Here is a 13,633-nt window from a genome sequence, read left to right on the forward strand (position 1 = left end):
CCCATTGTTGACGCCAATCCGGCGGCACCGACACAGAGCTATGCTGGTGTATGAATACCGTATTCGAACAAGCACGGAGCCAGGCACCACCATGAGCCAACAGCAGACACCATCCGCGACCGGCAGCGACCAGACGACGGGCACCGTGCAGGTCGTGCTCGTCGACAACGACATCCTGGCGCTGAAGATGCTGCGCGAGATCATGTCCGCGTGGCCGCGCGTCGCCATCACCTGGACCGAACATAACGGCTCGGACGCTTTCGACCACTACCGACAATGCGAATCCGGCATCCGCGATCTGCCGGACCTGTTCATCACCGATATCTCGATGCGCGGCCTGTCGGGCGTCGATATGAGCCGAGCCATCCGCTACACCAACGGCACGATGCCGATACTCGGCATCACTTCATACGAGCCGACCCAGTTCTACCATGATGCCGCCGACGCCGGCATGCAGGCGGTTATCGGCAAGAACGAGCTGTCGGCCCTCAAAAGCATCATCATGGAGGTCGCGGACACCGGCGCTCTCGCCGTCCGACCGCCCTTCGAGGCACCGGGGCGGGCGCATCTGCGCATCCGGCAGGAAGGCCTGCCGTACATCCTCTCGCTGAGCCAGCAGGAAAAGCAGGTGCTCACCATGTGTTCGCACGGATATAGCAACGCCGATATCGCGCAGGTGCTCGACGTTAGCCCGTCGACCATCAACACCTACATCACACGCGCGTCGCGCAAGATGGGCGTGACCAACAAACGGGAGGCGGTGGCGTTATGGACGAAAACCATCGGACTGTAATCAGCAACACCATCACAACCGTCATTCCGCAACGATTGCGCCACCATAAACTGCACGTCGCCCTTTGCTTGGTGACCACGATACTCATGATTGCAGTGCTGGCGTTCTTCCCTGCGAAGACCCCGGTGCAATGGGTGGCTTGTATCATCGCCTGCTGCTGCCCGCTGGGCATCGCCTTCGCACCGGTACCGATGTCCATCGTCTCATTCGCCGTGGTACTACTGCTGATGTTCACTCCCGGAATATCACTCTCGGATGCCGGTTCGATCATTCATATGCTTACGCCGCTGGCCATAGGTACGCTCGCGTATTCGACACCCACCCGATGGTCAATCTGGAGTCTTGTCGCTTCAATCATCACCCTGCTGTTGGCCTTCGACTTCCGCCACGCGCTGTCACAAGGAGAAGCACTTTCCTTATTCGTATTTCTCGTGCTGTATATCGTCACATACGCAAGTTGCGCATCCATCCGCACCATCGCCATCGACGATCGGCAACGGCACCGCGATGCCGAGCTGGAACTCCTGCGAACGCAACAGGCGCATCAGCATGAAGTCACCAAGTTCGCGCAGATGACGCATGATGCGGTCACCGCGAATCTGTCGAGTATCTTCTTGCTCGCGCAGCAGCATATTGATGCTATCGATGCGGTAGGCGCAACCGGCGTGATTAGCTCTGCCGCTGGCGCTACCTACGGCGCTACCGATGATGCCGCTGCCAAGATTGCCAGTAATGCCGCCTCCGCGTCTGAAGAGGACTGGCGAACGGTCAGGCAACTCAGCGAAAGCGCTCTGGCGAGTATCCGCTCGGTAATCAGAACCATGAACTCCGCGGATGAACAGCCTCGCAACGACCAAACTGACGATTCGCATGACCTTCCACTGCCGTCGCGCATCGGCATCGCCATCGAACAAGGACAGCATCTGTTGACTCCGCACCGTATGCATGTCGATGTACACATTTCAGGGCAAATATCGTCGCCCGTCTGCGTACAGTCCGGCGACGAAGCAGTGACGCTCATCGGAGAGATCTTCACGAATCTGCTGCGGCACGCATCCCCGGACAGCGCGCCGATGCTCACCATCACCTACGATGACGACAATATGTCACTCATGCAGACGAACGCACTGGCACACAAGGGCACACGTGGGCGAGGCACAGACCAGCAGTCGCCGAAGGTTGCTCAGGCCTCAGCCAGCCATGACGGCGCTCTGCCGCGATCGCAGAGCGGACTGCTGCTCCACCGCGGCATCATCGAATCGCTCGGCGGCGAGCTGCGCTTCAACAGCGAGGACGAGACGTGGACGCTCTACGCGCGTATCCCCCTGCACCCGCAGAGCCACGCCGCCGACGAGAACCACAATGTTGCCGCTCGATAAGAGCATTCGTAAGTGTTTCTGTTCTTCTTGCACGGCTTGCCCGCACAAGGATTTCTCTCACATAGATTTCTCTTGCACGGCCGCTGCCATGGCGTAGCCCGTGACTCATACGAGACCGCTCACCCCCAATGAGACGGTCTTATCATGCCGTGTCAGACAACGCACCAGGGAAGCCACTTGGGGCAGTCGCCGAGCAATGCCTCTACGCTCATGGAAACCGACGTCACGACCATGCGATCGGACTGTGTTCCCCTCATTCCCGTAGTAATGACGCCCATAATCGCGAGAAGAACCAAGAATCTCGCAAATCCCGCACGCAGCGCCGCGACAGCATCATACCTACCATGGCGTCGAACCGTACCGCTTCGCGATAGCACCGCACTAGTCATAGATTCCCCTTTCCCAAGGGGCTGTATCGGTTCACGGTTCCCCGATACAGCGCACCTGTGAACTCCTGCCGACACTCACAGCACGTGCTGCAGGAAGTCCTTGAAACGCGGCTCACTCGGATGATCGATGATGTCAGGACCACCATGCTCGACCACCACGCCGCCGTCCATGAACACCACCTGGTCGGCGACTTCGCGGGCGAACCCGATCTCATGGGTGACCACGATCATGGTCATGCCTTCCTTGGCGAGCTGGCGCATCACATTCAGCACTTCGCCCACCAATTCCGGGTCAAGCGCAGATGTCGGCTCGTCGAACAGCATGATCTCGGGCTTCATCGCGAGCGCCCGTGCGATGGCGACACGCTGCTGCTGGCCGCCGGACAACTGGGACGGGTAATAGTCAAGCCGCTGGCCAAGCCCCACACGCTGCAACTCGGCAACCGCCAGTTCGCGCGCTTCACTCTTGCCCATATGCTTCACATGGACGGGCGCTTCCATGACATTCTCCAGCGCCGTCATATGCGGGAACAGATTGAACCGCTGGAAAACCATACCCAGTTTGGACCGCTGGGCGGCGATTTCCTTGTCGTTCAACGTCTGGAGCACTTCCTGGCCGTGGTGTTCGACCTTCTTGAAGCCGATCATTTCGCCGTCCACACGGATTTCGCCGCCGGTCAGGGTTTCCAGTTGGTTGATCAGTCGAAGGAAGGTCGATTTGCCTGAGCCGGACGGTCCGAGAATCACCGTCACCGTACCCGGCATCACCGTCATGTCGATGCCTTTGAGCACGTGAAGACGTCCGAATGCCTTGTGCACGCCGATTGCTTCAACCGCCGGCGTGGCGGCGTGTGCATGCAACTCGTCTGGTTGGCTTGAGGAGGCATCCTGCTTCGGGAACGCGGTATCAGTTGCAGTTTGGTCGCTCATATCTTTCCTTCCTCACGCTCACGCGTTGAGCCCGATCATTTTCACATTGTTGCCGCGCGCGATGCGATCCTTCTTCGTTTCGCTGACGGCGACCGGGCCGTCCAGCTGATCGCCGTCGTCTTCAGCGACGATGGACCGCGCTTCGAATCCCTTGCCGAAATGCTTCTCGAGCCGGGACTGGATGATCATCAGGATGGAGGTGATGAACAGGTACCAGATGCATGCGACCAGCAGCAACGGAATCGGCTTGTAGATACGGTTGGCGATCGCGTTGGTGGCGAACTGCAGTTCCAGTGTGAACGGCACGGCGAGCACCAGCGAGGTGGTTTTGAGCATGCCGATGGTTTCATTGCCGGTCGGCGGGATGATGATGCGCATGGCCTGCGGCAGAATGATACGCCGCATAATCAGCGAACGCTTCATGCCGAGCGCTTTCGCCGCCTCGGTCTGCCCCGGGTCCACCGCCTCAAGGCCTGCACGCACGATTTCGGAAAGATAAGCCGCCTCGTTGAGCGCGAGTCCGATCCACGCCGCGTTGAACGCGGTGATGATCGTGGACGAGTCGATGCTCCAGAACGTCACCGAGGTGAACGGGATGCCGAGCGACAACTTGGGCACCAGCACGGAGAACAGACCCCAGAACACAAGCTGCGTGTAGACAGGGGTGCCGCGGAAGAACCAGATGAAGAACCAGCTGACCCCGCGCAGCACCGGATTGATGGACTTGCGCATAATCGCCAGAATCACCGACAGAATGATGGCGACAACCATGGAAATCACCGTGAGCAGCAGCGTGTAGCCGATACCCTCCAGCACGTTCTCGTTGAACAAATACTTCCAGACGATATTCCACTCGAACCGAGGGTTGGTAATCAACCCCTGTATGAGCATGGCCGCCAAAAGAGCCACGATAATCCCGGCCACCACCGGACCGGTACGCCTTACAGGCAACGCGTGGATGCGGTCGGGAATATCCAGACCTTCGCCGTCGACTTGTTTCTTCGCCATGGTTTGCGCCATCTCCTATTGTCGGTTCGTTGCCCAGTTCACACCCTCAGCGTGAACACCTTGTGAACTTCATTGTCGCCACGCCCGGCGACACAGTCAAGATATCGTCCATATCCCAATACCACGATGTCGATCCGCCACGTTCCCGGCTTCTGTGGATGCTTGCGGATCGCCCTCGAACACAAGTGCGCCCGCCGGCATTGCAGGAATCCCCTATGCCGGCGGGCGCACCATCACAGCGGTGTTGTCAGCTGAGTTCGGTCGGGTTGATCTCCGCCTCGCTCAGTGCTCCGGACTGCACGCCCCAGTGCTTGAGGATCTTCATGTAGGTGCCGTCATCCATCAGCTTCTGTACGGCCTTTTGCACCGCCTTGGCGGTCTGGTCGTCATCCTTGGCGATGGCAATGCCCTGCTTCACAGAACCCTCGTCCTTGCCGAGCGCCTCAAGCTGGCCATCAGTCTGCGAAATCGCGTACCCGGCGACCGGCGAATCAGCATAGAAGACATCGGCTTTGCCGGTCACCACATTGGTTGCGGCATCGGTCTGCAGCTTGCTGGAAAGAACCTCTGCCGCCTTCTTGCCATCAGCCTTGCACTGCTTGGCGGCTTTGTTGGCGTCCTCTTCCTCGACCGTGCCCGTTTGCACAGCGATCTTCATGCCGCACAGATCAGAGGTGTCCACCTTCTGCGGGTTGCCTTTCTTGACCACCCACGTGGCACCCGCCTTGTAGTAGCTGACGAAGTTGACCGCGTCCATACGCTCCTTGGTGATGGTCAGCGAGGTGATGCCCAGATCGTACTTGCTGCCGACGGACGGGATGATGGAATCAAACGATGCGGATACGATCTGGGTGTCCAGGCCGAAGACCTTGCCCAACGCGTTGGACAGGTCAACGTCGTAGCCGACCGGGGTCTTGCCATCTTCCTTGAGGAATTCCGCGGGAGCATACGTAAGCTCCATGCCGACGGTCAGCTTGCCGTCCTTGGTCACGGATTTAGGCAGCATGGCGGCGATGGATGCGTCCTTCTTGATGCCGGAGACATCGTAACCGGTCGTGGACGAGCTCGACGAGGAGCCCGAGCCAGAACCGGACGTCGCTTCATCCTTCGTGCCGCATGCAGCGGCGCTGAACAGCATCGCGGCGCTCAGCGTGCAGGCGAGCGCGGTTTTGAAAGCCTTGAATGACATATGTTCCTCTCTTCATGCATCACGGCCGGACTGTTTGTCGACCTGAAGTGCATATGTATGCATTGATTTGCATAATATACTATGATGCCGACCGCCAGTGAAAAAGACACGCCGGTCGTATCGCGCACGGGCAGACGCCCGATTCACGACACGACCGGCATACTACCGGCACCCGGTGAAATACGTTGGCTCACTCCTCGACCTTCGGGTTGATCTCCGCCTTGGTCACGGCACCGCCCTCAGCACCCCAATGCTTGAGAATCTTCTCATACGTGCCGTCATCCATCAGCTTCTGCAAAGCCTTCTGCACCGCTTCATCGGTCGCGGAATCGCCTTTCTTGATCGCCGCGCCCTCCGGAGCGACACCCTCATCATCGCCAAGGGTGGCCAGCTGATCGCCGGTCTGCGAAATCGCATAGCCGGCCACCGGAGTGTCCGCATAGAACGCAACCGCCTTGCCGGTCACCACATTCGTCGTCACATCGGTCTGCAACTTGCTCGAAAGCACGTCCACCGGCTGCTTGCCATTCGCCTTGCACTGCTTGGAAATCTCGGCGACCGACTCCTCCTGCGTGGTACCGGTCTGCACGGCGATCTTCTTGCCGCACAAATCCGAAGTATCCACCTTCTCAGGATTGCCCTTCTTGGTCACCCATGTGGAGCCGGCCTTGTAGAAGGTCACAAAGTCCACAGAATCAAGACGCTCGTTCGTCACCGTGAACGACGATACGCCGATGTCATACTTGCTGCCGACCGACGGGATAATCGAATCGAAATTCGCCGTCACCGGGTCAGCCTTCAGCCCGAAGATATTCGCCATCGCCTTGACAATGTCGACATCATAGCCGACCGGGGTCTTGCCATCCTCCGCAAGGAACTCAGCCGGCGCGTACGACGTATCCATGCCGACGGTGAACTTGCCGTCCTTGGTCACCGAATCCGGCAACAGAGCCGCAATCGAAGCGTCCTTCTTAATGCCGGAAACGTCATAGCCGGTCGTCGACGAGCCCGACGAGGATCCGGAGCCCGACGTTGTGTCCGTCGCGTCACTCGTGCCGCATGCCGCGGCGGAGGCAAGCATGGCGACGCAGCAGGCGGCTGCGCCAAACCGTTTCAGCATGGTCGCGGTTTGACTGGCGCCGTGATGGAAATAAGACATGGCTGACATGACTGAACCCTCTCTCTGTTCCGGGCGCGAGAACCTATCGGCTGCGTCCGTCGGCGTGGGCACCCGGGCGGATGCTCCGTCCTCGCCGATAGCCGCAGAATAAGCCCGCCATGCTACGGCGACGTTACGCTTTACCGTAACGCGCAGGAATCGCCCAGCATCGTGTGATTCCGACATACGGTCAGGACAGCCACAGACGACAGCACGGACGGCGGCGGCACAATCGACACGCAGCCAGCAGCCGCCCGACCGCCCGACCGGCACACAACCAACGGCGACCCGTCCGATTATCAAGACAACAGCGCCAATGACGGCATCCGGCAACATCCCCGCAGCTGCGGCTCCCCTCCCCCATCGCAATCACGAGGTTCGGCCCCGCGCCGACAGCATCCGCCGCCATGGCACCGGCGACACTATGCGGATCGCACGGAAACCGGCACGAGCCGACGCTGTCCGCTGTCAAGCGCAGTAGCGTGGATTGAGAAGCAGCGACGCTCAAATCACCTGCTTGTTCTTGTAGCGCATAATCCGCAATGCCTCACGCTTATCCTGCTCCTCGCGCAGCGCCTGACGCTTGTCATACTCCTTCTTGCCCCGAGCCAGTGCGATCTGCGCCTTGACGCGCCCATCCTTGAAATACAAGCTCAACGGGATAATCGTATAGCCTTTTGCCTGGGTCTGGCGCTGCAACTTCTCGATTTGCGCGGCATGCAACAGCAGCTTGCGCTTACGCTTCGGCGCGTGATTGTTCCACGTGCCATTGAGATACTCAGGAATATTCGCAGCCTCCAGCCAAATCTCACCACGCCGGTCAATGGTGACGAACGCTTCAGCCAGCGAAGCGCGACCCTCACGCAATGATTTGACTTCGGTACCGGTGAGCACGAGCCCCGCCTCATAGGTGTCCTCGATGCTGTAGTCATGCCGCGCCTTGCGATTCTGCGCGATCATCACAGTCCCCTGTTCCTTCGCCATATCCGTCCTCATTCCTCGCGCGTAAAGGGTTTTGCGACGCGTGTTCCTTATCGTTTCCCTCACTATCGCATCGCTGCGGACGCGACTGCAAGTGCGCGCCCCTCATGCTGCCTGTCGAACTAATCATTGTACACGAATCCACGCTCGACCGTCAGCGCTTCGCTTGCCCGGCGTCCCACCTGCCCGCGCCTCACCTGCCCCGTTCTACAGCGTTTCTCGCTACCGACGTGGTTCGCACCCCACCTGCCCGATCCGTCTGTCTGATCCACCTGCCCAGCATCAATCCATCGCCGACTCTATGGGCATAGCCGTCTCAGGCTCAGCCCCCACCTGCCCAACATCGATTGTGAGTCACCACTCACAACCAGCCGCCCGCCACCCCATCTTCAGCCGCTTTCAACCAGTCGAACCAGTTGGTTGTGAGTCCCCACTCACAACCAGCGGCACGTCAAGCTACACGGACCGTCCCCGCGCTATTCCCTCAGCTTGATTGTGAGCTGCCGCTGACAGCCAAACAATAATTCCCCGTCTTCCAGTCCTTCCAGCGCCACGAACGAGTTGATTGTGAGTCACCGCTCACAACCGGCGCCATCCAGATGCCGCCTCCACGCCAATCTCTGCCTCTGTATCCCTCAATTGCGGACGACCACTCACAACCAGCGGCTGTCCACTTGACCGCTGGCCCGCCGATAGCCACCAAACCGGTTGATTGTGAACCGCCACTCACAATCAATAGTCAGACACACCTCCTATCAGCCGCATAACCGCCCCAACCACATTGGCTGTGCGCCACCACTCACAATCAGCTCGACGGCGATGACGCGCACATAATAACCTCAACAGTGGTATCTCTTGGTTGTGAACCGCGGTCCACAAGCGATAATGTAAGGTGGTCAATCGCACCATCAAATACGTATCCGCCCACATGATAGTAAGCCCCCACTCACAATCAACGCTCAAGCGACGTACCCGGGAGTAGCGATCTCGCTGGCACTGCTTGATTGTGAACCGCCACTCACAACCACGACAAGGGTAGGATTGCATACCTCAGGCATGGCACCGTCAAGCGATAGATTACGCACCGTTACTCACAACCAACCGCCGATTGCACCAACCGTCAATCCCCGACCATCACAGCACGCATCGATTGTGAATCGTCACTCACAACCAGCTGCTTGACGGCTCGCCTCTCCGGCCCCTCAGACAACCGAACAAGTCGGTTGAGAGCCGTCACTCACAACCAAGCAATCATTACTCCTCCAGGCAAGCCCCGCAACCGATCAAGCAGGCTGATTGTGCCCCGCCGCTCACAATCAACTTCTCGACACATCAACACTTCAACCACTCAGGGCTTTTCCTTGCCGACCAGCACACACCACCCTTCAAACCAACGGGCTTACGCATCGGTGCCATCAGCAGCATTCTGGCAACGACAACAGCCGTGGCACACATTGTTCCCGCACTTTTGCTCCCCTTGCCGCCACGGGACCCCTAGCAATAGCGTCGGGGTCACGCCACCCTGTTCCGGCAGCATGACCCCGACGATGCAGCGCAACCGCATATCAGTTACGCATGGGCAGCACATCAGTAATGCACGTACTGGAAGCTGCTCGCGTTATAGACAACCTCCGAATACGGGATATACGGGCACTTCGTCCCACCCTCGGAAATCAGCACCGAACCGTCGGAATTCACACGCTCGACGATAGCGACATGACCGTAGGCGGCACTCGCATACCAGTTGGTCACCCGCTGTCCGGGCGCGAACACGATAACGGCACCGACATGAGGCGTGTTATTGACCAAGTATCCCAACGCACGAGCCTTGCTCGCCCACTGACCTCCATTGCCAAGATATGATCCGACAGGCAATCCCAATTGTTGACGGCGAATATACGCCCACCACGTGCATTGACGCGCCGGATACGCATTGCCGGAATTGCCGGTGCTATGCCCATAGCAGAACGATGAACCTGCCGGACAGCTGCCAGGCACACTGTAATTCATGCCAGAAGCGCCGGAACTGCTGGAGCTGGATCCCCCCGAACTGCTAGGTCGGCTTGCCGTGCTCGATGAGGATGTGTGCGAAGAACCGGAATTGCTGGACGATCCTGAGCTGCTCGAGCTCGACCCGGAATTCGACGGTTTTCTGGTAGCAGCCTGCGAACCGCCGCTCGACGGTGAAGCTTGCTGATTCGAGTAGCTGCTCGACCACGAGTTGATTTCCGCTTCCATCGTGACAATCTCAGCAGCTTCTTTCGCCGACTGCGAAGTCAGCTGGCTCTTCTGGCTTTCCAACGATTGGCGTTCAGCATTACCCTTGGCAAGCAGATCGTTAAGTTCGCTCTGCTTGGCTTGAGCGGTTTCCACCGCCTTCTGAGCGGCGGCAGCCTGCGTATCGGCCTTCCGCTTGAGCGTGGTGATTTCATCTTCGATGGCGGCAAGACGCTGTCCGCGGTTCTTCGCCGTGCTCAACTCAGTCGCAGCATCGTTGGCGGCATTGCTTTCCGTGCGGGTAACCGCCGCATCCGCCTGCATTTTGTTGACGAAATCCTCGGTTGTGCTGGAGTTCATCACCACGTTCATGACTTCCGACGCAGTCGTGCCGTGGAAGCTATCACGCGCCATTTGCGCGACAGCAGCCTTCGCATCATCGTAATCAGCGCCAGTCTGCTTGATTTGCTCCTCAAGATCAGCTTTGTCCTGCTTGGCGGCTTCAAGTCGTTCCTGGGCGGCCTGGGCTTGCGCCTGCGCCTGCTCGGCGGAATTCTGAGCATCCTGCAACGCCTGTTGTGCCGCAGGAATCTGATTCTGATTGAGATCATTAAGCTCAAGGATCTGAGCCGCCAACTGCGAGTTGACACCTGCCAGCTTGGCCTTGAGGTCACTCTGGCTTTGAAGCTTAGCCTTATACTGTTGCATCGTAACGGCTTGCGCCTGTTGCGGCGGCGCCGCGATAACCGCGGTGCCTGCGGCGATAAGAGTGAGCGATGCGATCAGCGCGCCCGCGATGGCGTCGATCTTTTTCGTACGCTTCATATCACAGCCTTTCTTGTTGTGTATCGCACATTGTACCCAACGATGCTCAATGGTCAATGGGAATGCCCCATTACATCTCACCTCGTGTGCTGCCACAGGGAATATCGGAATACCGACATGGCAATACGCCGAGTCCAGTGCGGCGGTCGCACACACCGGCCTACGACGCATACCGCGTAGCAATACCGTCTTGCGCCGCCGCACACCCCCTACACTTTAAGGTACCGCCGCAGTGACACAGCGGACGAAAGCGCGGACAACACCATCGCGCCGACGACCAGAGCCGGCGCGACCAGCCACACCGTCTGTTGCGTGATAAACGGCATCCACTGGACGGTTTGGGCGATTCCGTCCGTAATGAAAATCTGCACAATCCCACTCAACGCGCCGACAGCGAGCAGGGAACCAATCATCGACGCCGTCACGCCTTCAAGAATGAACGGCAGCCTGATCGTCCAATTCGACGCACCGACCAGACGCATGATCTCGGTCTCGTTTTTCCTCGACGCTGCACTCATGCGAATCGTCGTACCGGTCAGAAGCACGGCGACGACGATCATCACGCCAGCCAACACCACCGTCACGACGGTCGCCTTATTGAGCACGCTGAACACCGGGTCGAAAATCTGCCGCTGGTCTTGCACCTCTTCGACACCCGTGACACCCGAAAGCACTTCAGAGACCTGCTGGTACTTGGTCGGATCGGTCAATTTCAACCGCAATGAGGCCTGCATATCCGCAGCAGTCAAAGTACGACCCTGATATACGCCATTCGGATACTGCTTGAGGAAGGTGTTCTTATAGAAGTCCTCACGGCTGACATACGTGACTTTGGCAACCACGGAGCCCAGCTCGTCCTGGATCTTGTCCTCAATGTCCACGACCTCGTTATCCGTCGGCGCCTTACCGGAAGAGCAGTTCGCGGATTGGCTCGTGCCATCGGGGCACAGCCAGACCACAACCTCGACCTTGTCGTACCAATCGCCTTTTGCCTTGGTGATCTGCGCCTGCATCAGCACGGATGCGCCGATGAACAGGAAGGAAATGAACGTGACCAGCATGACGGAAAGGATCATCGGCACATTGCGCCGCAAACTGGTCCACGTTTCGGAAAGAATGAACCGTAATCTCATGACTGTTGCTTGTCCTTCGCTTGAGTGTCACGGGCATTGGCCGGGGCGGACGACCTGTCGCCATCATGCTCCGAGTCGCCTTTTTCGCTGGTTCTGCGCGGTTGCGGCGGAACCGGCGGTGTTGGCGGTGCAGGAGGTGCGGGCGGGATTGAGGATAGGCCATCCGACTGATGCTCTTGCGCGGCTGGCCGTCCAGGGGAAGCCGGACGTTCCGTAGCTTGCGCCATTATCGCCTGCGCGGCGGCGCTAGTTGTCGAGGTGTTTGTTGCCGAGGTGCCGTCATGCCGACGCTGTGCTGCATTCGGCAAGCGATCCGGACCCGACGGGGAGTCTTTCCGCTCTGGCGCATCGGCAGCACGCATATCAGCACGCGACTCAGCGGCTTTATTGTCCACGCTCGCATCCGGCACCGTCGTCTCAGCACGCTTGTCGATATCGTCAGCGTCGTTGACATCGCCGCCATGCTTATCGACATTGGTGCCATGCCGCTTCGCATAAGCTTCCTCATGCTCGCGTTTCGCCGCGATATCCTGGGCGCTGAGCCCCTTGCCCCAAGTCATCGTGGTTTCCACAGACTGGAACACTTCACCATACCGGCCGGTCCGCCCGGAATGCACCGAATGGGCAAGGCGGGCGATACCTTCATCACCGTTCTCAGAAGCCATCAACGACTGGGCGACACCAAGCGCTGACGCGGAACGCTGAGGGCGGAATCGCGCATCCTTATCCTCTCCGCTCTCTCCCCCGGCAGCATCCACCTTGGTATCAAGAGCCTCCGTCTTATGCTGATCCACAGACCTATCCTGATGTGCAGAAGCCTTCAACGCGTTCGCATTCGTGGCTTTCGACTCGACATCACGGTCAGGGAAGTACAAAGCTGAATCATACGAGCCGTGCTGCTCGTCACGCACGATCTTGCCGTTATGCAATTCGACAACGCGCTTGCGCATCGAATTGACAATCTCCTCATTGTGCGTCGCCATCACAATGGTCGTACCCGTACGGTTGATTGCATCAAGGACTTCCATGATGCCCAGCGACGTCGTCGGATCAAGGTTGCCCGTCGGCTCGTCCGCCAACAGAATCTGCGGATGATTCACATACGCTCGTGCGATGGCGACTCGCTGCTGTTCGCCGCCGGACAGCTCATGCGGATAATTCTTCTCTTTGCCGGAAAGCCCGACCGTCTGAAGCACCTTGGGCACCAACGTTCTGATCGTCGAACGGCTCGTGCCAATCACCTCAAGGGCGAAAGCGACATTCTGCCATACGGTCTTGTTGTTCAGCAGCTTGTAATCCTGGAACACGAAACCGATGGAACGGCGGTATTGCGGGACCTGACGATTCGTCAAACGGCGCAAGTCATTGCCTGCGACACGAATCTCACCGTCTGTCGCTTCCTCCTCGCGAAGCAGCAAGCTCAGCAACGTCGTTTTGCCAGAGCCGGACGCCCCCACAAGGAACACGAAATCGCCCCGGTCGATATGCAGCGTGATGTCATCCAGTGCAGGCCGTGTGCCCCTCGGATAGATTTTCGTAACATCATCAAGCGTTATCAGCGACATGATTCCCGTCTTCCGTGTCAAGTCCCGGACGCACGCCTCGAATCCGCATCAAGGCGAATACAAGG

10 protein-coding genes are annotated in these 13,633 nt (G+C 58.7%); 2 read left to right on the plus strand and 8 right to left on the minus strand.

Annotation, left to right across the window (positions count from 1 at the left end; all coding sequences use genetic code 11):
• Positions 1 to 91: 91 nt before the first annotated feature.
• Together DSM100238_RS02145 and DSM100238_RS02150 are read left to right on the plus strand one after the other, a co-directional pair.
• A complete protein-coding gene (locus DSM100238_RS02145) occupies positions 92 to 793 on the plus strand; it encodes a response regulator transcription factor (RefSeq protein ID WP_240812293.1) in 702 nt (233 codons plus the stop codon).
• Complete coding sequence (locus tag DSM100238_RS02150; RefSeq protein ID WP_015450784.1) at positions 769 to 2,172, plus strand: hypothetical protein; 1,404 nt, start codon at positions 769 to 771, stop codon at positions 2,170 to 2,172. The genes DSM100238_RS02145 and DSM100238_RS02150 overlap by 25 nt, the downstream gene beginning before the upstream one ends.
• 464 nt (positions 2,173 to 2,636) lie before the next feature.
• On the opposite strand, the gene DSM100238_RS02155 is transcribed toward DSM100238_RS02150, so the two are convergent.
• From DSM100238_RS02155 to ftsE, 8 genes are all read right to left on the minus strand, one after another.
• Positions 2,637 to 3,491, minus strand: a complete 855-nt coding sequence (locus tag DSM100238_RS02155) for an amino acid ABC transporter ATP-binding protein (RefSeq protein ID WP_240812294.1) — start codon at positions 3,489 to 3,491, stop codon at positions 2,637 to 2,639.
• Positions 3,492 to 3,509: 18 nt separating this feature from the next.
• Complete coding sequence (locus DSM100238_RS02160; RefSeq protein WP_152355094.1) at positions 3,510 to 4,499, minus strand: amino acid ABC transporter permease; 990 nt, start codon at positions 4,497 to 4,499, stop codon at positions 3,510 to 3,512.
• A 247-nt stretch (positions 4,500 to 4,746) separates the two neighbouring features.
• Positions 4,747 to 5,688 (minus strand): ABC transporter substrate-binding protein, encoded by a 942-nt coding sequence (locus DSM100238_RS02165; RefSeq protein ID WP_152355095.1) that lies wholly within the window; start codon positions 5,686 to 5,688, stop codon positions 4,747 to 4,749.
• A gap of 190 nt (positions 5,689 to 5,878) precedes the next feature.
• A complete protein-coding gene (locus DSM100238_RS02170) occupies positions 5,879 to 6,808 on the minus strand; it encodes an ABC transporter substrate-binding protein (protein ID WP_152355192.1) in 930 nt (309 codons plus the stop codon).
• A gap of 543 nt (positions 6,809 to 7,351) precedes the next feature.
• Positions 7,352 to 7,831, minus strand: coding sequence for an SsrA-binding protein SmpB (gene smpB, locus DSM100238_RS02175; protein ID WP_152355096.1), 480 nt, complete (start codon positions 7,829 to 7,831; stop codon positions 7,352 to 7,354).
• A gap of 1,584 nt (positions 7,832 to 9,415) precedes the next feature.
• Positions 9,416 to 10,870 (minus strand): CHAP domain-containing protein, encoded by a 1,455-nt coding sequence (locus DSM100238_RS02180; protein ID WP_152355097.1) that lies wholly within the window; start codon positions 10,868 to 10,870, stop codon positions 9,416 to 9,418.
• Between the two features lie 209 nt (positions 10,871 to 11,079).
• Positions 11,080 to 12,003 carry a permease-like cell division protein FtsX gene (gene ftsX / locus DSM100238_RS02185; RefSeq protein WP_152355098.1) on the minus strand — a complete coding sequence of 308 codons (924 nt, stop codon included), beginning with the start codon at positions 12,001 to 12,003 and terminating at the stop codon, positions 11,080 to 11,082.
• Positions 12,000 to 13,568, minus strand: coding sequence for a cell division ATP-binding protein FtsE (gene ftsE, locus DSM100238_RS02190; RefSeq protein WP_152355099.1), 1,569 nt, complete (start codon positions 13,566 to 13,568; stop codon positions 12,000 to 12,002). The genes ftsX and ftsE overlap by 4 nt, the downstream gene beginning before the upstream one ends.
• Positions 13,569 to 13,633: the final 65 nt, after the last annotated feature.

This window comes from Bifidobacterium apri (genome assembly GCF_009299485.1).
Classification (GTDB): domain Bacteria; phylum Actinomycetota; class Actinomycetes; order Actinomycetales; family Bifidobacteriaceae; genus Bifidobacterium; species Bifidobacterium apri.

Bases quoted from the DNA above. Each gene is read 5' to 3' on its own strand.
- DSM100238_RS02165 (WP_152355095.1), bottom strand. From the start codon at position 5,688: ATGTCATTCAAGGCTTTCAAAACCGCGCTCGCCTGCACGCTGAGCGCC.
- DSM100238_RS02160 (WP_152355094.1), bottom strand. From the start codon at position 4,499: ATGGCGAAGAAACAAGTCGACGGCGAAGGTCTGGATATTCCCGACCGC.
- smpB (WP_152355096.1), bottom strand. From the start codon at position 7,831: ATGGCGAAGGAACAGGGGACTGTGATGATCGCGCAGAATCGCAAGGCG.
- DSM100238_RS02155 (WP_240812294.1), bottom strand. From the start codon at position 3,491: ATGAGCGACCAAACTGCAACTGATACCGCGTTCCCGAAGCAGGATGCC.
- DSM100238_RS02180 (WP_152355097.1), bottom strand. From the start codon at position 10,870: ATGAAGCGTACGAAAAAGATCGACGCCATCGCGGGCGCGCTGATCGCA.
- DSM100238_RS02170 (WP_152355192.1), bottom strand. From the start codon at position 6,808: ATGCTGAAACGGTTTGGCGCAGCCGCCTGCTGCGTCGCCATGCTTGCC.
- DSM100238_RS02150 (WP_015450784.1), top strand. From the start codon at position 769: ATGGACGAAAACCATCGGACTGTAATCAGCAACACCATCACAACCGTC.
- ftsX (WP_152355098.1), bottom strand. From the start codon at position 12,003: ATGAGATTACGGTTCATTCTTTCCGAAACGTGGACCAGTTTGCGGCGC.
- DSM100238_RS02145 (WP_240812293.1), top strand. From the start codon at position 92: ATGAGCCAACAGCAGACACCATCCGCGACCGGCAGCGACCAGACGACG.
- ftsE (WP_152355099.1), bottom strand. From the start codon at position 13,568: ATGTCGCTGATAACGCTTGATGATGTTACGAAAATCTATCCGAGGGGC.